The organism is Actinosynnema sp. NPDC050801, from assembly GCF_040673975.1.
Taxonomy (GTDB): Bacteria; Actinomycetota; Actinomycetes; order Mycobacteriales; family Pseudonocardiaceae; genus Actinosynnema.
On record NZ_JBFAQZ010000002.1, the window covers coordinates 770,194 to 793,825 of the forward strand.

A 23,632-nucleotide genomic window follows, 5' to 3' on the forward strand; every position below is an offset into this window, starting at 1 on the left:
TAAAGCTATTCGACACGGCGGGTGTGCGGCGCCGGTGCGGTCCGCGGATCCCGCCTGGTCGACGGTGTCTGCCACTGTTTGCGCAGGAACGCCCCTTGTGACCCGCCTTGGCGCATCAACCGCTCGACCCGCTTGCACGAGATGCGGATACCCCGGCGACGCAGCACCTGGTGCGCTCGCGGGTTGCCGTAGGTGCCGCCCGAGACAGCATGGATGCCGGCGATCTCGGACAAGATGGCCCGGTCGTCGCGCTCGCGACGGGAGGGGTCGATCTGGCGGGCCACCCAGCCGTGGTAGGTGGAGGAGGCGATGCCCAGGATCCGGAGGACGAACTCGACCCCGAAGCGGCCGCGAAGCTGCTCGGCGAGCTTCACGACCGTCGCCGGTCGGGTCGCGTTCCGCCGCGCGAAAGACGCGAACGCGGTCTTGAGGATCTCGTTAACGCGCTTGAGTTCCGCGTTCTCCTTGCGGAGTTGGCGCAGCTCCTCCGACTCACCGGTCGCCGCGTGCCACAGCGCCTCCGGACCGGGCGGCACCGGCGTGCCGCGAAGGACGCTGGTGAACGCCACCACCGGCACGGTGCCCCGTGATCCCGCCTGGTTCGACCGTCCGGTAGGAGAGGTCTGCGGGAGGCGTCACCCGGTAGGCTGTTCCGCGCCTTCGATGCGGGCGCGGATCTCGGCGGCTTTCGGTGCGTCCAGGGCGTCGAAGATGTGCAGGGCGAGTTGCCACTGCTGCCTGGCGAGGTCGGGCTGACCGAAGTGCATCGCCGAGGGCGATCAGAGTGGGGATCTTGATGTGCACGCCACCCGAGATGATCCCGGCCTGGACCACATTGCGCGCATGTCCGGAGAACTCGTTCTGCACGTCGACCCCGTGATACCGCGTCTGATCTCCAACAGAGGCTAGCAGCGCGGCCGAAGGTGGCAGCCGCAAAAGAGCGGTGCGCCGACCTCTCGCGGATGACGGTGACGATGCTGGTGCGTCCCCTCCGGGTTGCGGTGCCGTGGTCCCGGTGTGCGGACCACGGCACGCGCACTGCGTGGTGGGGTTGCCCCGGCGGGCAACCCCACGCCTCACCAGCGGTGGGCGACGTCCACGACGACGCGGTCCGGCAGCGTGAAGACCCGGAACGGCAACCGGGCGCGGACGCCCAGTCCCAGGTCCGTGGTGCCTTCCCAGGACCCGGCCCAGGCGACCTGCCGGAACGTCTCGTACCCGGTCACGTCCACGACCTCGGTCGGGTTCGCCGGCAGGTAGGTCGGGTCGTAGTTCCCGTCGTAAGACGGCGTGTAGGCCATCACGAACAACTTCGCCCCACCCCGCAGCGGAACCGGCTCGCCCGACCCGACGTAGGTGACCTCGTCGGTGTAGCGCACGTAGTACCCGCCCTCGACCAGGTTGGTGTCGATCACCAACCGGTCGAAGCACTCGTGACGCCCTGAGCGGATGTCGGTCACGGTGCCGCCCGTGCCGTCGAACACGGTCTTCAGCTCCGAACCCCAGTCGACCGGCTCGCAGGTACTGGCCCCGGCACTCCCCGGAACCAACGACATCGCCGCCAGCACAGCGACGACCACCAATGAGATTTTGCGCATGATCTTCCCCCTCACCGTGGGCCTCCCCGCCCACTGAACACAGGACGCACCGCCGACCCCAGGGTTGCCCGGTGCTCCGCCATGGTGCGGAAGCAGTCGAGGAGTCCGCGCGGCAGTCGCCGATTCACTCGATCAGCGCGAAGCCCGTCAGGAATGCGGCCGGCCCGGACCGGCTGATGGGGGTTCGGGTACCTGTTCCTCCTTGAGCAGGTTCGGAGCGGGGGAGTCAGCCGCTGAGCAGAGCGTTGCACTCGCGTTGCAACGCGATGTCCTGCCACATGGGGTGGTGCGGGGCGGCGTTGGAGCACACGACCGAGCCCCACGCGTCGACCCTGGCGGCTGCTGCGGCGGCGGTGCGGCAGAACGCGGCGCCGATGGGACCCTCCTCGAAGGTGCTGTGCAGCGGGGTGTAGCCGATCCAGCCCTCGCCGAAGACCAAGGGGACGCGGGTTTCGGCGGCCCAGTCGGCGGCGGCGTCGATCCAGGTGGCGAGCTGTTGGTGCATGGCGGTGCGGTGGGTGGCGTAGCGGTCGTACAGCCAGGCGTCCCACTTGTCGGGGTCGCACCAGTCGTGCACGTACAGCTCGCGCCGACCGACGATCGTGGCCTCCAGTCGCCAACGCTGGTCGGGTGGCGGCAGCCAGTCGTCGAAGTCGGGAGCGCCGGGGCGCAGCAGTTCCCGGTGCGCGCGGTCCTGCGGGAACGGGCGGGACGGGTCGCGCAGGGCGAACTCGTCGAGCAGTTCGTCCAGCACGCCGTACACGTACGGGTGGAACACCGCCACGTCGACGTCACGGGGGATGCCGCGCATCGAGCCGACCGGCACCCCGGCGTAGTTGACCGTGACCGGGCGGTCGGGGTGGCGTTGCTTGAACCGCTCGATCCCCCGCTCCAACCTGGGGCGCAACGCGACCACGAGATCGCCGTCGAGGCCGTCGGTCAGGTGCCCGGCCTGCACCTCGTTGTGCAGTTCGGTGAACGCCACGCGGTCGTCCAGTCCGTGCTCGGCCAGGAGGTCCACCAGGTCGGCCAGCGCGTTCGCCAGCGCGACGGGACGGTCCTCGGGGTCGATCGCCATCACCGCGTCGAACCAGGAGCGGTCCAGCGCGAACGACGGGCTCTGCTGGTACTCCCAGCTGGACAGGATGACGTGGCAGTCGTGCCGTCGTGCGGCGCGGAACAGCTCCAGCAGCCATGCGCGTGCGTTGATGACGGTCTCCGCACCCACGTCGTACCAGCGCACCCGCGATCCGTATCCGCCGCCCAAAGGGCCCAGCCGCAACCGCGCGGTGTTCATGCCCGAGCCGAACAGCAGCAGCGGCATGGTGCAGATCCGCACGGTGTTGTAGCCGCGCTCCACCGCTTCGGCGAAGGCGTTGTCCAGGTCCTCGAAGGGCTCGCCCGGCCCGGTGCGGGTGTACCAGGTGAAGTCCCACAGCGTGATGGTCAGCTTGTCCGGGGTCACGCCTTCACCGCCCCGGCGGTCAAGCCCTCCAGCAGTTGCTTGCGCAGCAGGAAGAACACCAGCAGGCTCGGCACGGCGGCCAGCACGGACCCGGCGAGCACCAGGTCGTACTGCCGCCCGGTGGCGCCGAACAGCGCTTGGATGCCCATGGGCAGCGTGTAGTCCTCCGGCTCGCTGATGACGATGAGCGGCCACAGCAGGCTGTTGTAGCTGTTGAGGAACGACCACACGCCCAGCGCACCCAGCGCCGGGCGCAGCAGCGGCAGCACGACGCGGCGGAACAGGCCGAACTCGGTGCAGCCGTCCATGCGGGCGGCGTCGAGCAGCTCGTCGGGAACCGCCTGCTCGGTGAACTGGCGCATCATGAAGATCCCGAACGCCGGGGCCACCCACGGCACCACGAGCGAGAAGTACGGCTCGGTCAGGCGCGCCTTGGCGACCATGATGAACAGCGGCACGACGATCACCGCGAAGGGCACGGCCAGCGAGCTGAACATGATCGTGAACAGCGCGTTGCGGCCGCGGAAGCGGTACTTGGCGAACGCGAACCCGGCCAATGAGCACAGCAGCACCGAGACGGCCGTGGCGATGACGGCGACGACCGTGCTGATGGTGAACCAGCTCCAGAACGGTTGGGCCTCCAGCAGGCCTCGGTAGTTGGCCAGCACCGCCGGGTCCGGCAGCAGCGACGGCGGGTAGCCGAAGATGTCCGCGCGGCTCTTGAACGACGCCGACAGCGCCCACAGCAAGGGCAGGGCGAACACGACGAGCAGCGTGAGCAGGAACGCGTAGAGCAGCACGCGGCCGGCGAGCGGTCGACGTGTGGTGGTCAGGGTGCTCATCGGGGGTCCCTTCCCACGCCGAGCAGGCGGTTGGCCAGCAGCCCGAGGGCCACGACGACGAGGAACAGCACCACGCCCGCCGCGGCGGCGTAGCCGAGCTGTTGGCGCTGGAAGCCTGCGCGGTAGACGAACATCGCCACCGACAGGGTCGACTCGCCCGGTCCGCCCTGGGTCAGGAGGAAGGGCTCGTCGAAGATCTGCGCGGTGCTCACCAGCACCGTCACGGCGATGAACGCGGTCACCGGCTTGAGCGCGGGCAGCGTGACGCTGGTGAAGCGGCGCACCGGCCCGGCGCCGTCGAGGGCGGCGGCCTCGTACAGCTCGCGCGGCACGTTCTGCAATCCGGCCAGGAAGAACACGGTGAGGTAGCCGGTCCAGCGCCACAGCACGAGGATGATCACGGTGGCTTTGGCCCAGACGGGGTCGCCGGTCCAGTCGATGCCGCCGAATCCGAACACCGCCTTGAGCGCGCCGTTGACGATGCCGAACTCGGTGTCGAAGAACAGGCCGAACACCAGCGTGATGACGATGGGGGAGATGACCACCGGCATGAAGAACGCGAGCCGGAACACGTCGCGGCCGCGCAGTCCGCGGGTGTTGAGCGCCTGGGCGATCAGCAGGGCGGCGGGCACGACGACCAGCAGCGTGAACAGCACGTACACGGCGGTGTTGCCCATCGACGTCCAGAAGCTCGCGTCGGTGAGCAGGTCGGTGTAGTTGCGCGGGCCGACCCACTTCGGGGTGCCCAGGCCGGCCCACTCGGTGCAGCTCAGGTACAGGCCGACGAGGATCGGCACGGCCATGAACAGCCCGAACAGGATGAAGAAGGGCGAGATGAACGCGTAAGGGGCTGCTTCGCGCTGGTGGCGGGACCACCACGAGCCCGGTCCACCGGCCGGGGGAGCGGTGGTCGGCGCTCTTTCGAGCGTTGGTGTGCTCATCGCTTCACCTGCCGGCGGTAGGCCGCGATTCCCGTCCGGATCGCGGCGTGGGCGGTCGTGCGTCCCCGGAGGGCGTCGAGGACGGGGCCGCCGAGTACGGCGGACAGCACCTGCATGCCCGCGGCCTGGTGGAACAGCGGCAGGTCGTCGGCCGCCGCGGAGTAGACGTCGAACACCCGCTGCCCGCCGAGGTACTCGTCCTGCACGGCCAGCAGTTCCGGGTCGCGGTACAGGGGGCGCAGGGTCGGCAGGTAGCCGCCCGCGTGGTAGCGCAGCACCTGGCCCTCGCGGGTCAGGTAGACCCGCCGCAGGAACTCCAGCGCCGCTTCGGTGGCGGGCTTGTCCTTGACGACGGTGAACGCCGTGCCGCCGAGCGTGGTGGCCAGGTGGCCGCCGCCGGCGAATCTGGGCAGCGTGCGCATCCGCCAGCGGCCCTTCTGGTCGGGCACGTTGGCCCGCAGCCCGTAGGCGTTGTACCAGTTCGGCATGGCGGTCGCGGCGAGCCGCCCGGACTTCAGCGCCGCCGCGCACGCGCTGCCGTACGGGTCGGGCAGCGCGAGCAGGAAACCGCTGCTCACGCCGCGCGCCAGGAACTCCAGCACCTCGACGGCCTCGGGCGAGTCGAGCACCAGCGCGCCCGACTCGTCGAACACCCGACCGCCGCGTTGCAGCAACATCTGCGTGAAGCCGTTGACGATCGCGCCGTTGTCGCCGACCGACACCATGCCGAGGCTGATCTGCTCGTCCCGGGCCAGGCGCTCCCCGTGCTCGGCCAGTTCCTCCCACGTGGCCACGTCCTCGGGGACGCCGTGCTCGGCGAAGACGTCCTGCCGGTAGTACAGGACGGTGATCGAGTTGTCCGAGTCCAGGCCGTAGGGCTTGCCGCTCACGGCGTACGGAGCGAGTTTGAGCAGGTCGTCACCGAACGGCGCGACGGTGTCGGTCAGGTCGACGAACAGGTTCTCCGCGATGGCCGAGCCCATGACCCGGGGGAACTGGTCGATGACCAAACCCGCCAGGTCCGGTGTGTTGCCGTCGGCCACGGCTTGGGCGATCATCCGCGTCACGATGTCGCCCGGTGCGACCGTGGTGATCCGCGGCCGGAAGGTGAACGTCGACCCGCCGGTGAGCGCGGGGTCGGCGGCGGCCTTGGTGAAGGTGGTGATGTAGCCGGGGTCGTGGGTCCAGATCCGCAGGTCCACCCCGCCGGAGGTGACCGGGGCCGTCGAGCGCGAGCCGCACGCGGCCAGCGCACCCGCGGTTGCGGCGCCCAGCGCACCGCGCAGCAGGGAACGCCTGGTGAACAGGTCCCTCGGCGCGCTCACCACAGCTCCACCCGCGTGCGGCGCACCAGCCGGACCGAGTCGACCGAGGCGGTGTCCAGCGCGGCCTTGTACTGCGCGCGCACCGACGGATCGACGTACACCGCGGCTTCCGGTGCCCGCGGCAGGACCCTGATCTCGATTCCGTGCTCCACCACCTCGTCGGCGAATCGGCGCAGACCGATCTCCCACGGCGGGCCGTACCAGAAGTGGTCGGCCACGAGCCGGCCGTCGACGTACGCGCGTGCCACGTCGCCGGTGAAGCCGACCGCCAGGAGAACCTCGTCGTCGCCGCGCAGCGCTTCGCCCGGCACGTCGAGGCGGAACACCGCGGCGTGCTCGAAGTCCTCGTCCAGCGGTGCCGAGGCCCGGTGCTGGGAACCACCGGTCCTGGCGGGCGGGGGCTGCGCGTGGGCGCGCACGACTTCCAGCGCCGGTTCGTGCCCTGTGCCGCCGGCCGCGAGGCGGACGCGGGTGAACGCGCCGTGCGGCTCACCGACGACCTGCCGGGGTACGGGGAGGAACGACACGTCGACGTGATCGGCCGTCGTCTCCACCCACATCGCCTCACCGTCTGCCACCACGGGTTCGTCGCACAGCACGAGGGTGTCGACGCCGGCCACGTCCAGGCGCTGCAAACGCAGGCCGCTGTCCTCGTCGAGCACCAGCAGCCGCGTGCTCGCGCCGTCCGGTGTGGTGGCGGTGAGGACGGTGTCGACACCGGGGTGGGCGACGGTGACCACGCCGGACTCGTCGATCCGCGCACCGGTCACCCGGGTCCCGGCGGGGAAGGCGAACTGCGGGCTGACACCGGCGGTCGCGACGAACACGGCCGTGGGCACGCCCTCCCAGTCCGAGCGCGCCACCGGTGTGGCGCTCGCCCAGGCCAGTTCCACCCCGCCGACGCGGTAGGCGATCGGCCACGCGAAGTGCGCGCCGGAGCGGATCGTCACACCTCGGGCGGGCAGCAGCACGGTGCGGTCGCCGAGCACCACCTCGAAGCGCACGTCGTCGTGGTCGGGCAGCGGCTCGTGCGGCTGGTGGTTGTTCACGAACAGGAAGGCCGGGCCGCCGCTCCACCGCACCGACCAGCGCAACGTGCCCCGGTCGTCCAGGTTCGGCGGCTGCTCGTCGGGCAGGTGCGGTGCGGCCGGGGCGAGGTCGGCGCCGCAGTCGCGGATGAACAGGTGCTGGAGCCGCAGCGCGGCGAACGACGGGCGCACCTGCCCGTACTCGCCCAGCGGGGCCTGGAAGTCGTAGTCCACCACCGGCAGGTCGTTGGGGTAGCCGGTGTCGTGCGACTCCTGGTTGCGGGTCGCGAGGTCCAGCCGCTGGGAGCAGCCGTGGTAGAGGTAGTAGCCCTGCCACGCCGACCCGCTCGCCAGCTTGGCCAGGGCGAGCGAGGACACGTCGGCCGCCGGGACCAGCGGGCGGCGGTGGTAGGCGATGGCCATGCCCCCGCCCAGCTCGCACGTCGCGTACGGGTAGCGCGTGTCGTCGGGTCCGCTGCCCTCGGGCGCGGTCGTGCGCAGGTCGGCGCCGATCGCGTGGTCGTCGCGGATCGGGGTGGCGAAGTAGTGGCGGCGCACCTCGCGCGCCCACCCGTCGGAGACGTCCTCCCAGAACGCCTCGGGGTAGCCGCCGTAGAGGGGGAGCAGCAGGTCCGGCGGGAGCCGCGCGGCACCCCACCCGGTGGCGGTCCACAGGGGAGCGCTGATACCCACCTCCTCGGCCACGGCGCGCAGCGTGGCCAGGTGCTCCGGCTGGTCGTACAGCTCGTTCTCCACCTGCACCGCGACGACCGGACCGCCGTCGCCCCACCACAGCCCGGTCAGCTGTTCGGCGATGGCGGTGTAGTAGGGCCGCACCAGGGCCAAGTACGCCGGGTCGTCGGTGCGCGGCGTGCACGCCACCTCGGACAACCAGTCCGGGAAGCCGCCGTTGCGGCACTCGCCGTGCGACCAGGGACCGATGCGCACGGACACGACCAGGTCGAGTTCGGCGCACAGCCGCACGAAGCGGCGCACGTCGCGGTTGCCGTCGAAGCGGCGCTGCCCGCGGACCTCCTCGTGGTGGTTCCAGAACAGGTAGGTGGCGACCACGTCGATGCCGCCCGCCTTCATCAACGACAACTCGCGCCGCCACAGCGACTCGGGGAAGCGGCTGAAGTGGAACTCGCCCATCACGGGCAGCCACGGCCGCTCGTCCCGGCTCAACGCCCGGCTGTCCACCCGGACCGGCCTGGCGTCACCAGGGGCGGAGCCCATCGGCAGGTGCCCCACCAGCGGCGGGGAGGGATCGTGCGCGTGCAGCGAGAGCATGTGGCGCTCCTGGACTCCTGTGTCAGCGGCGGGTTCATCGTGAGCAGCCGCCACACGACTGTCAAGAAGTATTCATAAATAATGATGACTTGGTAGGCTGTCGCCAACCACCGCTGGGAGGAGCAACATGGCCCGCTACACCGGCCGCGGGGTGCACTACCAGGTCGTGCAGGACATCGGCTCGCGCATCGTCGGGGGCCGTTACGCGCCCGGTGACGTCCTCGACCTCCGCGCACTGGGGGAAGAACTGGACGTCAGCCTCACCGTGCTGCGCGAGGCGCTGAAGGTGCTGACCGGCAAGGGCCTGGTCGACGCGAGGCAGAAGCGCGGCACCTTCGTGCGGCCGCGCTCGGCGTGGAACCTCCTGGACGCCGACGTGATCGACTGGCGCATCGACGGCGGCGACGCCGAACGCGTCCTGCGGGACTTGGCCGACCTGCGGTCCGTCATCGAACCCGCCGTGGCGCACCGCGCCGCCCTGCGCCGCACGCAAGCCGACCTGACGTCGCTCGACGCCGCTTTGGACGCCATGGCCTCGGCCGGTGACGACGCGACGGCCGCGGCGGAAGCCGACGCCGCCTTCCACCGCGCGCTCCTGGTCGCGACCGGGAACGAGCTGTTCGCGCGCATGGACCTGCTCCTGGAACCCGGCCTGCGCGCCCGCGACCGCCTGGTCCACGCCCACACCGACGTCGACGATCCCGTGCCCAGTCACCGCGCCGTCCTCGACGCGGTGCGCGACGGCGACGCCCCGCGTGCCGAGCTCGCGATGCTCGACCTGCTGGCCAAGGCGCTGGAGGACATCGACAACATGGCCGCGCCCGCGGAACGCCGGTGACCGGGCCACTCGCCGGGCGCGTCGCCGTGGTCACCGGCGCGGCCCGGGGCATCGGGGAGGCCACCGCGCACCGCCTTGCCCGCGACGGCGCGGCCGTGGCGCTGCTGGACGTGTCCCCGGAGGTGCGGTCCGTGGCATCGGCCATCACCTCCGCCGGCGGATCGGCGACAGCGCTGCACTGCGACGTCGGTTCCGAGGCGGACTGGGCCGACGCGGTCCGGACGTGCCGGGAGCGGTTGGGGCCGGTCGACGTGCTGGTCAACAACGCCTACACCGTCGACGTGCGACCCGCGCACAAAACCACCACCGCATCCTGGGAACGGCAGCTCGCGGTCAACCTCACCGGCGCGTTCCTCGGCGTTCGGGAATGCCTACCCGACCTGCGGCGCGAGCGGCGTGGCGCGGTGGTGCTGACCTCCTCGGTGCACGCCCTGATCGGCCTGCCCGGCCGCGCCGCCTACGCCTCCGCCAAAGCGGGACTCACCGGCCTGACCCGTCAGCTCGCCGCCGAGTACGGGACCGAGGTGCGGGTCAACGCCGTGCTGCCCGGACCCGTGCTCACCGCCGCCTGGGCCGACATCGACGAGGACGACCGCCGCGCCAGCGCCGAGCAGACCGTCGTGCGCCGCCTCGGCCGCGCCGAGGAGGTCGCCGCCGTCATCGCCTTCCTGGTCGGTGACGACGCCTCCTTCGTCACCGGCGCCTCGGTGCCGGTCGACGGCGGCTGGAGCGTCTACAAGACCTCGTCCTGACCGGTCCCCGACCCCGAGAGAAGGCGCACCGCGTGAAGATCACCGCTGTCGAGACCTTCCTGGTCCCACCCCGTTGGCTCTTCTGCCGCGTCGCCACCGACGAGGGCGTCGTCGGGTGGGGTGAACCCGTCGTCGAGGGCCGTGCCGAGACGGTGCGCGCCGCGATCGGTGAACTGTCGGACCTGTTGCTGGGCGCGGACCCGCGCCGCATCGAGGACCTGTGGCAGCTGATGACCAAGTCGGCCTTCTACCGCGGCGGACCGGTGCTCTCCAGCGCCGTCGCAGGTGTCGACCAGGCGCTGTGGGACATCCTCGGCAAGTCGCTGGGCGTGCCCGTGCACCAACTGCTCGGCGGCGCGGTCCGCGACGAGGTCCGCGTCTACGGCTGGATCGGCGGCGACGAGCCCACCGAGGTCGCCGACGCCGCCGCGGCACAGGTCGAAGCCGGGCTCACCGCGGTGAAGATGAACGCCAGTGGCCGGATCGGACGGCTGCCCAACCGCGCCGAGGTCGCCGAGGTCGTCGCCCGGCTGGCCGCCGTCCGCGAGGTCATCGGCGACACCCGCGACGTCGCCGTGGACTTCCACGGCCGCTTCGGCACCGCCGCCGCACGCCGCGTGCTGCCCGAACTGGCACCCCTGCACCCGCTGTTCGTGGAGGAACCCGTCCTGCCCGAGCACGGCGACCGGCTCGCCGAGATCGTGAACGCCAGCCCCGTACCCATCGCCTGCGGCGAACGCCTGTACTCGCGCGCGGACTTCCTGCCGGTGCTGCGCGCCGGGATCGCCGTCGCCCAACCCGATCTGTCCCACGCCGGCGGCATCTCCGAGGTGCGCCGCATCGCGTCGCTGGCCGAGGCGCACGACGCGCTGCTGGCACCGCACTGCCCGCTCGGCCCGATCGCCTTGGCCGCGAGCCTCCAGGTCGCCTTCGCCACGCCCAACTTCCTCATCCAGGAGCAGAGCGTCGGCATCCACTACCACCGAGACGCCGAGCTGCTCGACTACGTGGTGGACCGCACGCCGTTCGCGTTCCCCGAGGGCGTGATCCGCCGGTGGGAAGCCCCCGGCCTGGGCATCGAGGTGGACGAGGACGAGGTGCGGCGCGCCGACGCCGTCGGCCACCGGTGGCGACCACCGCTGTGGCGGCACGACGACGGCTCGTTCGCGGAGTGGTGACACTGATCGAGAGGACGACCTTGAGCATCTCCGACGCCCTGGCCGAGCACCGGCTGCTCGCCATCATCCGCGGCAACGACCCCGGCGCGTGCGTCGACACCGCCAAGACCCTGCTCGACCACGGCGTGGCGGTGCTGGAGGTCTCGCTCACCAGCCGCGACGCGTTCACCGTGCTCGAACGGTTGGCCGGGTTGGGGCCGTGGATCGGCGCGGGCACCGTGCTGACCGCCGACGACGCCCGCCGAGCCCGCGAAGCCGGCGCCACGTTCACCGTCACCCCGGCGCTGGGGGAGGGTGTCACCGCGTCGATCGAGCTGGGCCTGCCCGTGCTGGCCGGTGCGCTGACACCCACCGAGGTGCACGCCGCCGTCACGGCCGGAGCCGCGGCCGTGAAGCTCTTCCCCGCCTCGGCCCACGGGCCCGACTACCTCGCCGCCCTGCGCGGCCCGTTCCCCGGTGTGCCGTTCGTGCCGGTGGGCGGTGTCGGCGCCGACGACGTCGCCCGCTACCTCACGGCCGGCGCGCTCGCCGTCGGCGTCGGCGGCCCGCTGGTTGGTGACGCCGCCGACGGAGGCGACCTGTCCGCGCTGGCCGACCGCGCCGCCCGCTTCCTCCGGGCGGTGTCATGACCGACGTCGTGCTCGTCGGCGAGACCATGATGTCCTTGCGCGCACGCGGCACGTGGCGGCTCGGCGCCGACGCCCGCACCTCGATCGCCGGCGCGGAGGCGACCGTCGCGATCGGACTGTCCCGCCTCGGCCACGCGGCGCGCTGGGTCGGCCGGGTCGGCGCCGACGAGCCCGGCGAACTGGTCCTGCGGACCCTGCGCGCCGAGGGCGTCGACGTCTCCGCTGCCGTCCGCGACCCGGACGCACCCACCGGCTTGATCCTGTTCGAGCAGCGCACCCCGGACGTCACCCGCGTCCTCTACCACCGCGCCGGATCGGCCGGGTCGCGCCTGGACCGCCACGACGTGACGGCGGGTTCGGACTGCGGCGCGCGCCTGCTGCACCTCACCGGCATCACCCCGGCCCTGAGCGCCACCGCGCTCGACGCCGTGCACACCGCCCTGGCCCATGCCCGCGAACGACGGTGGACCGTGTCGTTTGACGTCAACTTCCGCGCCAAGCTGTGGTCGACGGACCGCGCCGCCGCCGTGCTCTCGCCCTTGGCCCGGAACGCCGATGTGGTGATCGGCTCGCCGGACGAGCTCGACCTCGTGGGCGGGCCCGAGCCGCTGATGGCGGCCGGCGTCGCCGAACTGGTGACCAAGCACGGCGCGGACGGCGCCTCCGTGCGGACCCGCGACGGGGACTGGACCGCGCCCGCGCACCGCGTCACCGCCGTCGACACCATCGGCGCGGGCGACGCCTTCACCGCCGGTTACCTGTCCGGACTGCTCGACGACCTGGCGCCGGAGGAGCGCTTGGCCCGGGGCAACGCGGTCGGTGCGTTCGCCGTGATGGCCACCGGCGACTGGGAAGGACTGCCCACCAAGGACGAGTTGGCCCTGCTCGTGGCGGGCGACGGGGTGGCGCTGCGCTGACCAGTGCCCTGCCCGCGGGGTCCGGGTCGTGGACCCGCCGAGCTCGACGCCGTTCGGAGGGGCGGGCCTCCACTCGTAAGCCGGTGCGCAGTCACCGCTTGGCCAAGTGTGAGCGCTAACAATACTGGATCTTGTAGACGTCGATTCGATTGAATTCGACATCTACAACTCCTGTTCGACACGTCGAACACCATTCGACTGTCGAACGATTCGATTGCACAAAGGGTGTTAACGATAACAGGTCCTCTTGCTAGACGGGTATCGGCGTCGTTATCGTGCTGACACGCTCAGGCGGTCGGTGATCGAGCACCACGCAGACCGCCGGGGCCGTTCCGGGTCGTCGGCACATACGCGCTGTCGTCGCACCACGTCCTCGCCGCTCGACGGGGCGACTGCGCTGCCGTGCCAAGCCCGGACCGCCATTTCCACTCGCCTGGAATCGAGGACATCGTGGTCTTTTCGATGAAACGCGTTCTGACAGGTCTGGTGGTCATAGCCGCCACCGTCGTGGCGGCACCCTCCGCATCGGCGTATCCCGCGCCCGGTCGGGTGACCGGTGACATCGGTGTGCACGACCCGACCACCGTCAAGCGCGCCGACGGCAGCTACCTGGTCGCCCACACCGGCAACGGCATCTCGCTGAAGACCTCGGCGGACCGCACCGCGTTCCGCAACGCCGGTGCGGCGTTCCCCAACGGCACGCCGTGGGCGAACACCTACACCAACAACTCACGTCACCTGTGGGCGCCGGACCTGTCCTTCCACAACGGCCAGTACTACATGTACTACTCGGCCTCCACGTTCGGTTCGAACCGGTCGGCGATCTTCCTGGCCACCAGCCCCAGCGGCAACTCCGGCACGTGGACCAACCGCGGCCTCGTGGTCGAGTCCCGTACCAGCGACAACTTCAACGCCATCGACCCCGACCTGGTGGTCGACGACCAGGGCCGCTGGTGGCTGAGCTTCGGCTCGTTCTGGTCGGGCATCAAGATGATCGCGCTCAACCCGTCCACCGGCCTGCGGTCGGACTCGACGGTGCGCTCCATCGCCGGTCGCAACGGCGGGGCGATCGAGGCGCCGAACATCGTCAAGCGCGGCTCCTACTACTACCTGTTCGTGTCGTTCGACCGGTGCTGCCAGGGCGCCGCGAGCACCTACCGGGTGATGGTCGGCCGCTCCACCAGCGTCACCGGCCCCTATGTGGACCGCGCGGGTCGCGCCCTGACCTCCGGCGGCGGTACCGAGATCCTCGCGGGCCAGGGCAGCATCCACGGCCCCGGCCACCAGGACGTGCTCGCCGACAGCGACGGCGACGTCCTCGTCTACCACTACTACGCCGACAACGGCGCGTCGCTGCTCGGCATCAACCTGCTCAGGCTCGACTCCGCAGGCTGGCCCTACCTCTCCTGACCGCACGACCACCCGCCCGAGCGGCGTCGCAGCGAGCACACCTCGACACTGATCATCAGCGCGGTCCACGCCGACGGTGGCGGACCGCACTGGTCTGGTGGGCACTGCGACGCTGCCGGGCGGGATCACCTCCGCGTGTTCGCAGGCCGGCAGGGCGTCGGCCGGCGAACGAGGTCATCCGGTGGTGACGGTGAAACCTTGTTGGGTGCCGTAGTCCACCAGTGCCTCCTGCCAGGCTTCGAGGCCCGGTGCGAGGTCGGTGTTCTCCTTGTAGGACTTGCCGACGGTGTCACCGAAGATGCTGTTGGCGTAGAGCTGGTAGGGCAGGTAGCTCCAGCCCGGCGCGACCTGGCCGGCCGCGGCCGTGAGCACCTGGTTGATCTTCTGCCCGCCGAAGTACGCCGACTCCGCGTCCTTGAACGACGGGGCGTCCAGATCCGCCTTCGTGGCGGGGAAGCCGCCGCTCTCCAGGAACGGCTTGATGCCGTTGCCGTGGTTGAGCCAGCGTACGAAGGCCGCCGCGAGCGCGGGCTTGGGGCTCTGCTTCAGCACCGCCTGGGTGCTGCCGCCGTGCTCGGCGGTCACCGGCTTGCCGTCGTAGGTCGGCATGGGCGCCACGGCCCACTTGCCGGCGCCGTCGGGCACCGAGGACTGCAGGATGCCCGGCATCCACGCGCCGTACGGGAGTGTGGCGATCGTGCCGTCGGCCAACGCCCGGTACCAGGCGTCGGTCCAGCCGGCCATCGGGGCGATCAGTTCGCCCTCGACGAGCCGGTTCCAGGTCGAGACCCACTTCTCGGTGCCCTCGTCCTGGAGGTTGATCTTCACCGACTTGCCGTCGGTGCTGAACGGCCGTCCGCCCGCCTGCCAGATCATGCTGGTGGCGAAGCCCGCGTCGCCGACGTCGGAGGTGATGTACTTGGTCGGGTCCGCCGCGTGGAGCTTCTCGGCCGCGTCGACGTACTCGTCCCAGGTCTTGGGCACGGCGATGCCGTACTGGTCGAAGACCTGCTTGTTGTAGAACAGGGCCATCGGCCCGGAGTCCTGGGGCACGCCGTACAGGACACCGCCGACCTTCACCGCGTTCCAGGTGGACGGGGTGAACTCGTCCTCGAAGGCGCCGAAGCCGTACTGGTCGAGGGGGACCAGCGAGCCGGGCAGGGCGAACTGCGGCAGCGTCTGGTACTCGATCTGGGCGACGTCGGGCGCACCCGAACCCGCCTTGATCGCGTTCTGGAGCTTGACGTACTGGTCGTTGCCGCTGCCCGCGTTGACGTAGTTGACCTTGACGTGGGGGAACTCCCGCTGGAACGCCTCGACCTGGGCCTTGGCCGACGGGGTCCAGCTCCAGTAGGTGATCTCGCCGCCTTCGCGCAGCGCCGCGTCGACGGCGTCCTGCGTGCCGGTGGCTCCGTTCGGCGCCGCGCCGCCGCCGGAGGTGCAGCCGGACAAGACGGTGACGAGCGCGGCAGCTAGGGCGGCGGCGACCTTCCAGGGACGCCTGGTCGGTGACATGTGCGGTCCTTTCACGGCGGGCATGGGAACGGTGAGGTGGCGTGGCGACCGGGTGGGACCGCGGGTGCGGGCCTACTGCTTGACGCTGCCCGCGCCCAGGCCCGACTGCCAGAAGCGTTGGAGCAGCAGGAACGCCACGACGAGCGGGGTGATGGTGATGAGCGAGCCGGTGATCACCAGATGGTGGACCGGCTGGGCGCCGGCGCCGTTGGCCTGGGCGCTCCACTGGTTCAGGCCGACGGTCAGCGGGTACCAGTCCGGCTCGCTGAGCATGATCAGCGGCAGGAAGTAGTTGTTCCAGGTGGACACCACGGCGAACAACGCGACCGTGACGATGCCGGGCGCGAGCAACCGGAGCGTGACGGTGAGGAAGATCCGGACCTCGCCCGCGCCGTCGATGCGGGCGGCCTCCATCAGCTCGTCCGGCACCGCTTCGGTGGCGTACACCCAGACCAGGTAGAGGCCGAAGGGGCTGATCAGCGACGGAATGATGATCGCCCACGGCGTGTTGGTCAGATCGAGTGCGCTGAACAGCAGGAACGTCGGCACGGCCAGCACGGTGCCGGGGATCGCGATGGCGCCGAGCAGCACCGCGAACACCGCGTTGCGACCGCGGAACCGGTACTTGGCCAGGCCGTAGCCGGCGGCGGTGGCCAGCACGGTCGCGCCGCCCGCTCCCACGACGACGTAGAGCAGGGTGTTGCCCAGCCAGCGCAGGAAGATGCCGTCGTTGTAGGTGAAGGTCTCCGCGATGTTGTCGAACAGCGCGAACGTGCCGCCGAAGGCCAGCCCCGGCGTGGTGAACAGGGCTCGCTGGGTCTTGGTGGCGTTGATCAGCAGCCAGGCCAGCGGCACCAGCGTGTAGACCAGGTACACCGTCATGACGACGGTCAGCGTGACCGACTTGCGGGGCCTGAGGAACGAACCTGCGGATGCCACGGTGGTCACGCGTCCTTCCGCGCGCCGCGCAGTTGCACGACGTAGGCGATGACGGCGGTGATGACGCCCATGACGATCGCGACGGCGGCCGCGTAGTCGTACTGCTGGCCGCCGAAGGACAGGTTGTAGGCGTAGATGTTGGGCGTGAAGGACGTGGTGATCACGTTCGGCACGAGGGTGCGCAGCACGTTGGGCTCGTTGAACAGCTGGAAGCTGCCGATGATCGAGAAGATCGTGGCGATCACCAGCGCGCCGCGGATCGCGGGCAGCTTGATGCTCAGGATGGTCCGGAACGCGCCCGCGCCGTCGATGGCCGCTGCCTCGTACAGGTCGCGCGGCACCACCTTGAGCGCCGAGTAGAGGATCAGCATGTTGTAGCCGACGAACTCCCAGGTCACGATGTTGCCGATCGAGGCGAGGATCCAGTCGTCCGACAGCGGCCGCACGACCGGCCGCCCGAACAGGTTGTTGAGGTCGGCGGCCAGGCCGAAGGTGTCGCCGTAGATGAAGCCCCACATCAGGGCCGCCACCACGGCGGGCACCGCGTACGGCAGGAAGATCACGATCCGGAAGAACCCGGCGGCGTGCAACCGGGCGCTGTCGATGGCCAGGGCCGCGACCAGCGCGAGCAGGAGCATGACCGGGACCTGGACCACCAGGAACAGCAGCACGCGCCCGAACGCCGACCAGAACTTGTCGTCACCGAGGGCGGCGGCGTAGTTGTCCAGCCCGACGAAGGTCGTGCCGCCGAAGAAGACCTGTTCGCGGAACAGGCTCAACCACACGGCGTAGGCGATCGGCGCGAGGAACACCAGGGCGAACACAGCGAGGAACGGGGCGACGAACAGCCAACCCCTCCGCTCGACGCGTGTGCGACCGGAGCGCCCCGACCGCCGCGCGCGGGGTGACGCCTCGACGGGAACCGCGACCGACATGATCGTCCGTTCTCCTTGCTGGCGTGAGGTTCGGGTCGCTCGGCAGCGCTCGGTGTACCGGGATCCGATCCGGCACCGGGCACGGCCCAAGCCGCGAATCCGGCCGGGTGGACCAGTTCCACCCGGCCGGATCGTCCTGGCGACACCAGCGCTGACGCGACGAACGCCGGTAGCCGGGCATCGGATCACGAGCCGGAAGCACAACTCCGGAGGGTGTCTGCTTGGTCAGCGCAGGTAGCCGACCAGGGGCAGGTTGCGTTCGCGGACGCCCTGGACGACCAGTTCGGCCATCTTCGCCGCGCCGTACTCGGAGAAGTGGGTGTTGTCGGTGACCCCGTCCACCGCTTGGCGGAGGAAGAGCTGGGCGGAGTTGGTGGGGCCCATCGACTCCACGAGTGCTTCGCTCTTGGCGGTGAGGTCGATCACCGGGACGTTGAGCGCGGAGCCGAGGTTGCGCATCTCGGAGGGCAGGTTGACGCCCAGGCCGTTGACGTGCAGGGCGGTGGAGTTGAGCTGGGTTCCGCTGAACTGCCGTCGCACCGGCGGGGTGACGAGGACGGGAACGCCGCCCTTCTCCCGCACCTGGTTGACCATGGAGGTGAGGTTGCTCCGGAAGGCGGACGCCGACGTGGACTTGTCGTTGTGCCCGAACTGGATCAGGACCAGGTCGTTCCGCTTGATCAGCGGCTTCACCGCGGGGAACAGGGCCGGGTTGTTGAGGAAGCTGCCCGAGCTCTCGCCGGAGTCGCCGTAGTTGGCGATGACCGCGCCGGCGGACACGTGTGCGGGCAGCATCTGCCCCCACCCGGTGTACGGGGCGGTGAACTGGTCGCACGTGGTGGAGTCCCCGGCCAGGTACACGGCCAGCGGGGCGGTCGCGGGCTGGACGGTCAGGCCGGAGAGCTTGGGGGCCGTGCCGGCGAAGGTGACGGTCAACCCCGGGGTGCCCGTGCCGCCCTGGCCGGTCGGCTGGCCCTCGGGCTGTCGCACGTTGATCGTGAAGACGTGCTGGGTGATGGTGCCTGCCGCGGTGTCGACCGCGGGCAGGATGCGCCGCCGGGCCTCCACCGACATCGAGGTGTTGCCGGCGGAGGCGCGGTCGCCGACCCACGCCGTCACCGTGTAATTGCCGGGCGGGACGGCGAAGTGGCACCTGATCGGCGAGGTGCCGGTGCACTCCGCGGGCCGACCGGGCGGCGAGCCGTCGCCGAGTTCCAGCTCGACGTAGTCCACATTGGGCAGACCACTGGCGCCGGTCGGGCTGAGCCGAACGGTGTTGCCGCCCGAACTCAGCTGCACCGGAAGGGATCGGGTCGACCAGGTCGACCAGGTGCCGGTGGGCTCGAACGACACGGACTGGGCCGTGGCGCCGTTGACGACGACGTCGACGGGACGTGCGACGGTGCCGCCGTTGGCGAACCGGACGTTGAGCGTGGCGGTTCCCGCGGACGCGGTGTTGACCGTGAACTGGGCTGCCGCGCCGACCGCGGCGCGCCCGTCGCAGAACCCGCTGCCGGAGTAGCCGGTGTGGTTGGTCCCGATGGAGCCGTCGCAGGTGGCGGGTGCGGCTTCGGCCTCGTAGCGGGTCGCTGCCGCGGAGGCGGCCGAGGGCATGACGACACCGACACCGGCCACGACCGAGGCCAGACCGGTGAGGAGCAGCACGGCGCGCTTTCTCAGTGAGAGCAAGATGAACTCCAATGCAGGGGTCGAATCGCCGGAAGGCGTCGCGGGGCTCGGCCGGCTCTCGCCGGGTAGGGCCGGCCGAGCCCCGCCACCTGGTCAGACGCTGCGGCGGGTGAAGCGCTGGTTGGGGCTGGCGGCGTTGTAGGTGTAGAGGGAGATGCGGGCGCCGTCGGCGGTGGAGTGCTCCCAGACGTCCAAGGCCAGGCCGGACTCCCGGTTGACGAGGCTGACCACGCTGCTGCCGTGGTCGACCACGCGCCACTGCTGGCCGGTGGCGGTGGAGTCGGCCTGTTGGACGACGTTCGCGCCGTTGGTGGTGCCGGTGGGCTGGAGGAACAGGCTGCTGTGGCGTGCCTTGAGGCGGACGTGGCCGTCGGCGGCGGCGACGAACTCGAACTGCTGGTGGGTGCCGCTCGTGACGGTCCGCTGGACGAGCGCCGCGCCGGCTGCGGTGGAGGCGCCGTTGATCTCGGCGGCCTTGCCGCTGTGCTGGGCCACCAGGGTGTAGGTGCCGGGCACCGTGGGTGTGGTGCCGAGCTGGGCTTCCCACCTGGTGTTGGAGCCGGAGGCGTCGGCGGGGAGGCGGTCGCGGGCGGCGGTGTCGCCGTACATGGTCCAGCGGGCCCAGTCGACGACCGTCCTCGGGAAGCGCTGGTCGCTCCAGAAGCTGGTGTGACTGCCACCGACGAAGGTCAGGAACGCCTTCGGCCAGGTCATCTCCGTGTACGCCTGCCGGGCCGAGGAGTACTGGGTGGTGGTGTCGCGGTCGCCGTGGACGAACAGGACCTTGGCGTTGACCGAGGAGGACGGGTTGCCCATGTCGACGCAGGACTGGGGGTTGGCGGAGATGATGCGGCTGTCGGGCCAGGAGGTGAGCAGGCCGTGGGTGACCATGCCGCCCAGGGAGTGGCCGGCGACGCCGACGCCGATCGAGGTGTCGATGTGCCCGGCCAGTGGTCCGCTGGAGTTGAGGGCGAGGGTGTTGGTGATGACCTGGGAGACGTCCTTGGAGGTGTTGCCGTTGTTGACGTCGGTGAAGTTGTGGTTGAAGTGCGGCGCGGGGACGATGAAGCCCGCCGAGGCCAGGGCCCGGATGATGAACAGGGAGTTCTGCGGGCTGCTGCCGTAGCCGTGGGTCATGTTGTAGACGGGGAAGACGCCGTTGGCGACCGGCGCGTCCGTCACGGGGTTGCCGCCTGCGGTGCCGGTGGCGGGGTAGTAGACGTAGGTGGTGCAGGGGCGGCTGCCGCGGGTCCAGTTGTACCGGCGCACGCCGACCGCGAACGGCGTGGTCGGCGCCGTGGCCAGCGAACCGACGGGGGCGGCGAGCGCCTGGCCCACGCCGAGCAGGCCCAGGCCGACGCCCGCCGCTCCGGCCGCGCTCACGCTGAGGAATGTCCGCCGTTGCATGGTCATGGATGACTCCTATGGTGCAGGGATGGTCGCGGGAATCGGGACGAGCGGCGTCACGGGCCGGCGAAGCCGGGGTGGGGTGGCTGGTTGTAGGCGGTGTTCTGCCAGGCGACGGCCAGTCGGTACTGGCGGTCCTGCATCAGCGAGGGGCGGCTGATGGTGGTCGGGTCGGTGGTGGAGTAGATCCTCAGCGCGCGGTTGTCGCCGGTGCGCCAGATGACCTCTTCGCGCCAGTCGCCGAGGATGTCGGCTTGGAGCACGGGGGTGGACTTGGTGCCGTTGTTGGACGCCACGCCGGAGCCGGTGAGCAGGCGTGTGTCGCCTCCTGTGCCGTACTTGGAGATCTGGGTGCCGTCGAGCAGCTCCCGTTGGGCGTCGCCGTCCCACCAGATCACGAAGTTCTGCGAGCCGGGCTTGCGGGCGGCGACCTGGTTGCCGTTGGCCGCGCTGCGCAGCCCGCCGACCGACGAGGACCAGATCTCCGCGCCGGGGTTGCCCGCCCACACATCCGCCGCGACCCCGCGACCGGTGTCGCAGCCGCACGACGGTGCCCGGTAGAGGAACGCGCCGGTCCGTGCGTCGTGCACGTCCATGGCTGGTGAGCTGGTCCACTCGTGGACGTTGAACACTTCCAGGCCGGGCCTGCTCGGTACGAGGTCGCTGACGTGCATGGCGTCGCCGTGGCCGAGGCCGGTGCTGTACATCAGGGTGCCGTTGTCGTCGATCGTCGCGGAGCCGTAGACGATCTCGTCACGACCGTCGGCGTCCACGTCGGCGACCGACAGGTTGTGGTTGCCCTGCCCGTACGCGCCACCGCGGCCGGAGTCGTAGGTCCAGCGCCGGGTCAACTGTCCGCCGCGGAAGTCCCATGCCACGACCACGGCACGGGTGTAGTAGCCGCGTGCCATGATGATGCTCGGTCGCGAACCGTCCACATACGCCGTCGCGGCCAGGAACCGGTCCACCCGGTTGCCGTAGTTGTCGCCCCAGTCGGCGACGTTGCCGCGTCCCGGCACGTAGTTCTCGGTGTCCAGGACGGCGCCGTCGGTGCCGCGGAACACGGTCAGGAACTCCGGGCCGGTCAGGACGTAACCGCTGGAGTTGCGGTGGTCGGCACTGGCGTTGCCGATCACCTGGCCGGTGCCGGACCGGGTGCCGTCGGCGGTCTTCATCGCCACCTCGGCCCGGCCGTCACCGTCGTAGTCGAACACCTGGAACTGGGTGTAATGCGCGCCCGAGCGGATGTTGCGCCCCAGGTCGATCCGCCACAGCCGGGTGCCGTCGAGCTTGTAGGCGTCGAGGATCGTGTTGCCCGTGTAGCCGGCCTGCGCGTTGTCCTTGGCGTTGGTCGGCTGCCACTTCAGCACGATCTCGTACTGCCCGTCACCGTCCAGGTCGCCGACGCTGCCGTCGTTGGCCTCGTAGGTGAAGCTGCCCGACGGCGTCGAACCACCGGCGGGGATCTGCAACGGCACGTCCCTCGTGCTCGCGGTGACACCCACTTCGCCATCGGTGTGGGCCGACATCCGCAGCGAGCGCTCCACCGAAGCGGCACTCACCTGCTCGATACCGTTCACCACCGGACGAACCGAGTAGATGGTGCTCGCCGGTGCGCCGTGGTCCTGGAAGTTCGTCCGCGTGATCGGGCTGGACGTCACCTTCAGGCCGTCGCGGTAGACGTTGAAGGCCGTCCCCCGGGGGTCACCGGTCAGCAGCCTCCAGCTGACGAAGTTGCCCTTCCCCGTGTGGACGCTGATGAGTCCGCGGTCCAGTCTCTCGGCCTGCGGGACATCGGGCGCGGCTCCCGCGGTCGGGTGGGCCACAGTCCCGGCCACAAGGACCGATGACGTCACGACCAGCAGTGCACGTATCAACGTTGATCTGTGCATGGCGGATTTCCGTTCGTCGGAGTTGCATCGTTGCTACCCGCGGCGGCGGACGGTGGATGGCGGTGAGGCCTGTGAACGTGCACAGTAACCGGACTCATCACGTATGTAAACACGCCAACTTCCTTGATAGAACACGACAAACGCGTCCCAACAGGCTGTGCACGTTCCCATGCACTAGCCCGAGCGGGTCAGCCTGGTCGTGGCAAACGGACGCTTCCGTCGAATGTTCGACAGTGCGGCACCCAGGTCCACCCAGGATGGGTCGACTCGATCCGGATCCATCGGTCCGGCGCCGGTCCACAATGTCCTGGAGACTGCGGGAACCTGCGTGCGGCGCTGCCCGACGGTGCGACCGGTGTAAACGTTTACCTTCAGGTGGCTGCGGTGGGTCAGACGGGATCGATGCCGATGTCCAGCGGTCACACGGATTACGGACGACAGGCTGTTGACAGCGTCGGGCGATCCTCTAAGCTGAGCCCCAGACGTGCAAACGTTTACACTACCGCCGCCTACGGCTCCGGTCGGGGCGGACCGCTGACTCAGCACACCGGGTCGGTCGGGCGTACCGGAAGCGTGTTCGCCTCACCGCGTCGCGGACCATGCCGATAGCCGCTCGGTCAAGGTCGCCGCGCCGTCAGGGCCCCGCGCTGCCACGTGTTGTTGTCGGCTGCGCCGCAACAGCCTGCCCGGACCGCGATTGCCTGCGCTGGGACGGCCAACGCCGCGCACAGCACGACCTGACGGTGCACGTTCACAGTCCTGCCGCCGCGCCCCCTGCTCGCACTCGATCAAAGGAGATCGAATGACCGCGTACGGCACTGGCCGCGCCATGAACGACAGCATCAGCAACCCGGCCCAGGCCAACCAGGTCCGCGACGGGCTGCGGCAGTTCATCACCGGCCAGAAGGGCTTCGGCGGCCTCGGCACGTTCTTCTGGGAGCCCGAGGGCTACTCACCGTTCACCGGCTACGCCGGCACCGCCCGGGACCCGGGCACCCGCAGGCCGAACGCCGCCATGGACGGCTTCCTCAACGTGTGACTC

General features: G+C 70.4%; 21 protein-coding genes. 7 read left to right on the plus strand and 14 right to left on the minus strand.

Annotated elements, in window-relative coordinates:
- Nucleotides 1-5: 5 nt before the first annotated feature.
- From AB0K14_RS07875 to AB0K14_RS07910, 8 genes are all read right to left on the minus strand, one after another.
- Nucleotides 6-569 (minus strand): IS3 family transposase, encoded by a 564-nt coding sequence (locus AB0K14_RS07875; protein WP_360459674.1) that lies wholly within the window; start codon nt 567-569, stop codon nt 6-8.
- Nucleotides 570-635: 66 nt separating this feature from the next.
- A complete protein-coding gene (locus tag AB0K14_RS07880; protein WP_360459676.1) occupies nt 636-767 on the minus strand; it encodes a hypothetical protein in 132 nt (43 codons plus the stop codon).
- A 309-nt stretch (nt 768-1,076) separates the two neighbouring features.
- Nucleotides 1,077-1,598, minus strand: a complete 522-nt coding sequence (locus tag AB0K14_RS07885) for a hypothetical protein (RefSeq protein WP_360459678.1) — start codon at nt 1,596-1,598, stop codon at nt 1,077-1,079.
- A gap of 226 nt (nt 1,599-1,824) precedes the next feature.
- Nucleotides 1,825-3,063, minus strand: a complete 1,239-nt coding sequence (locus tag AB0K14_RS07890; RefSeq protein ID WP_360459680.1) for a cellulase-like family protein — start codon at nt 3,061-3,063, stop codon at nt 1,825-1,827.
- The gene (locus AB0K14_RS07895; RefSeq protein ID WP_360459682.1) at nt 3,060-3,905 is read right to left on the minus strand and encodes a carbohydrate ABC transporter permease; all 846 of its coding nucleotides are present in this window, start codon (nt 3,903-3,905) and stop codon (nt 3,060-3,062) included. Before AB0K14_RS07895 ends, AB0K14_RS07890 begins: the two co-directional genes overlap by 4 nt.
- Entirely contained in the window at nt 3,902-4,846 is a 945-nt protein-coding gene (locus tag AB0K14_RS07900; protein WP_360459684.1) for a sugar ABC transporter permease, read from the minus strand. Before AB0K14_RS07900 ends, AB0K14_RS07895 begins: the two co-directional genes overlap by 4 nt.
- A complete protein-coding gene (locus AB0K14_RS07905; RefSeq protein ID WP_360459686.1) occupies nt 4,843-6,171 on the minus strand; it encodes an extracellular solute-binding protein in 1,329 nt (442 codons plus the stop codon). Before AB0K14_RS07905 ends, AB0K14_RS07900 begins: the two co-directional genes overlap by 4 nt.
- Nucleotides 6,168-8,489 (minus strand): beta-galactosidase, encoded by a 2,322-nt coding sequence (locus AB0K14_RS07910; protein WP_360459687.1) that lies wholly within the window; start codon nt 8,487-8,489, stop codon nt 6,168-6,170. Before AB0K14_RS07910 ends, AB0K14_RS07905 begins: the two co-directional genes overlap by 4 nt.
- Before the next feature lie 127 nt (nt 8,490-8,616).
- Between AB0K14_RS07910 and AB0K14_RS07915 the strand changes: the two genes are divergently transcribed.
- The 6 genes from AB0K14_RS07915 (at nt 8,617) to AB0K14_RS07940 (ending at nt 14,213) form a co-directional block, all read left to right on the plus strand.
- The gene (locus AB0K14_RS07915; protein WP_360459689.1) at nt 8,617-9,327 is read left to right on the plus strand and encodes a FadR/GntR family transcriptional regulator; all 711 of its coding nucleotides are present in this window, start codon (nt 8,617-8,619) and stop codon (nt 9,325-9,327) included.
- A complete protein-coding gene (locus AB0K14_RS07920; protein WP_360459691.1) occupies nt 9,324-10,079 on the plus strand; it encodes an SDR family NAD(P)-dependent oxidoreductase in 756 nt (251 codons plus the stop codon). Before AB0K14_RS07915 ends, AB0K14_RS07920 begins: the two co-directional genes overlap by 4 nt.
- 32 nt (nt 10,080-10,111) lie before the next feature.
- Nucleotides 10,112-11,257, plus strand: coding sequence for a galactonate dehydratase (dgoD, locus tag AB0K14_RS07925; protein WP_360459693.1), 1,146 nt, complete (start codon nt 10,112-10,114; stop codon nt 11,255-11,257).
- A 20-nt stretch (nt 11,258-11,277) separates the two neighbouring features.
- Nucleotides 11,278-11,886, plus strand: coding sequence for a bifunctional 4-hydroxy-2-oxoglutarate aldolase/2-dehydro-3-deoxy-phosphogluconate aldolase (locus tag AB0K14_RS07930; protein ID WP_360459695.1), 609 nt, complete (start codon nt 11,278-11,280; stop codon nt 11,884-11,886).
- A complete protein-coding gene (locus AB0K14_RS07935; protein WP_360459697.1) occupies nt 11,883-12,803 on the plus strand; it encodes a sugar kinase in 921 nt (306 codons plus the stop codon). Before AB0K14_RS07930 ends, AB0K14_RS07935 begins: the two co-directional genes overlap by 4 nt.
- A 462-nt stretch (nt 12,804-13,265) precedes the next feature.
- The gene (locus tag AB0K14_RS07940; protein WP_360459698.1) at nt 13,266-14,213 is read left to right on the plus strand and encodes an arabinan endo-1,5-alpha-L-arabinosidase; all 948 of its coding nucleotides are present in this window, start codon (nt 13,266-13,268) and stop codon (nt 14,211-14,213) included.
- A gap of 174 nt (nt 14,214-14,387) precedes the next feature.
- Here the strand turns inward: AB0K14_RS07940 and AB0K14_RS07945 are convergent, their stop codons facing one another.
- The 6 genes from AB0K14_RS07945 to AB0K14_RS07970 all read right to left on the minus strand — a co-directional run bounded on the left by AB0K14_RS07945 (nt 14,388) and on the right by AB0K14_RS07970 (nt 22,554).
- Nucleotides 14,388-15,728, minus strand: coding sequence for a sugar ABC transporter substrate-binding protein (locus tag AB0K14_RS07945; RefSeq protein WP_360459700.1), 1,341 nt, complete (start codon nt 15,726-15,728; stop codon nt 14,388-14,390).
- 72 nt (nt 15,729-15,800) lie between these two features.
- On the minus strand, nt 15,801-16,610 hold the full coding sequence (locus AB0K14_RS07950) for a carbohydrate ABC transporter permease (protein ID WP_360459730.1): 810 nt from the start codon (nt 16,608-16,610) through the stop codon (nt 15,801-15,803).
- A 62-nt stretch (nt 16,611-16,672) separates the two neighbouring features.
- Complete coding sequence (locus AB0K14_RS07955; protein WP_360459702.1) at nt 16,673-17,602, minus strand: sugar ABC transporter permease; 930 nt, start codon at nt 17,600-17,602, stop codon at nt 16,673-16,675.
- A gap of 225 nt (nt 17,603-17,827) precedes the next feature.
- Nucleotides 17,828-19,291: a GDSL-type esterase/lipase family protein gene (locus AB0K14_RS07960; RefSeq protein ID WP_360459704.1), complete on the minus strand. Its 1,464-nt coding sequence runs from the start codon at nt 19,289-19,291 to the stop codon at nt 17,828-17,830.
- Between the two features lie 93 nt (nt 19,292-19,384).
- Nucleotides 19,385-20,704, minus strand: a complete 1,320-nt coding sequence (locus AB0K14_RS07965; RefSeq protein ID WP_360459705.1) for an RICIN domain-containing protein — start codon at nt 20,702-20,704, stop codon at nt 19,385-19,387.
- A gap of 50 nt (nt 20,705-20,754) precedes the next feature.
- On the minus strand, nt 20,755-22,554 hold the full coding sequence (locus AB0K14_RS07970) for a rhamnogalacturonan lyase (RefSeq protein WP_360459707.1): 1,800 nt from the start codon (nt 22,552-22,554) through the stop codon (nt 20,755-20,757).
- 838 nt (nt 22,555-23,392) lie between these two features.
- On the opposite strand from AB0K14_RS07970, the gene AB0K14_RS07975 reads away from it, so the two are divergent.
- Complete coding sequence (locus AB0K14_RS07975) at nt 23,393-23,629, plus strand: hypothetical protein (RefSeq protein ID WP_360459709.1); 237 nt, start codon at nt 23,393-23,395, stop codon at nt 23,627-23,629.
- Nucleotides 23,630-23,632: the final 3 nt, after the last annotated feature.

What these genes read in the sequence shown, in the direction of transcription:
- AB0K14_RS07880 (WP_360459676.1), bottom strand. Translation starts at nt 767, where the DNA reads ATGCACTTCGGTCAGCCCGACCTCGCCAGGCAGCAGTGGCAACTCGCC.
- AB0K14_RS07885 (WP_360459678.1), bottom strand. Translation starts at nt 1,598, where the DNA reads ATGCGCAAAATCTCATTGGTGGTCGTCGCTGTGCTGGCGGCGATGTCG.
- AB0K14_RS07895 (WP_360459682.1), bottom strand. Translation starts at nt 3,905, where the DNA reads ATGAGCACCCTGACCACCACACGTCGACCGCTCGCCGGCCGCGTGCTG.
- AB0K14_RS07900 (WP_360459684.1), bottom strand. Translation starts at nt 4,846, where the DNA reads ATGAGCACACCAACGCTCGAAAGAGCGCCGACCACCGCTCCCCCGGCC.
- AB0K14_RS07910 (WP_360459687.1), bottom strand. Translation starts at nt 8,489, where the DNA reads ATGCTCTCGCTGCACGCGCACGATCCCTCCCCGCCGCTGGTGGGGCAC.
- AB0K14_RS07915 (WP_360459689.1), top strand. Translation starts at nt 8,617, where the DNA reads ATGGCCCGCTACACCGGCCGCGGGGTGCACTACCAGGTCGTGCAGGAC.
- AB0K14_RS07935 (WP_360459697.1), top strand. Translation starts at nt 11,883, where the DNA reads ATGACCGACGTCGTGCTCGTCGGCGAGACCATGATGTCCTTGCGCGCA.
- AB0K14_RS07940 (WP_360459698.1), top strand. Translation starts at nt 13,266, where the DNA reads ATGAAACGCGTTCTGACAGGTCTGGTGGTCATAGCCGCCACCGTCGTG.
- AB0K14_RS07945 (WP_360459700.1), bottom strand. Translation starts at nt 15,728, where the DNA reads ATGTCACCGACCAGGCGTCCCTGGAAGGTCGCCGCCGCCCTAGCTGCC.
- AB0K14_RS07950 (WP_360459730.1), bottom strand. Translation starts at nt 16,610, where the DNA reads ATGACGGTGTACCTGGTCTACACGCTGGTGCCGCTGGCCTGGCTGCTG.
- AB0K14_RS07955 (WP_360459702.1), bottom strand. Translation starts at nt 17,602, where the DNA reads ATGTCGGTCGCGGTTCCCGTCGAGGCGTCACCCCGCGCGCGGCGGTCG.
- AB0K14_RS07965 (WP_360459705.1), bottom strand. Translation starts at nt 20,704, where the DNA reads ATGACCATGCAACGGCGGACATTCCTCAGCGTGAGCGCGGCCGGAGCG.
- AB0K14_RS07975 (WP_360459709.1), top strand. Translation starts at nt 23,393, where the DNA reads ATGACCGCGTACGGCACTGGCCGCGCCATGAACGACAGCATCAGCAAC.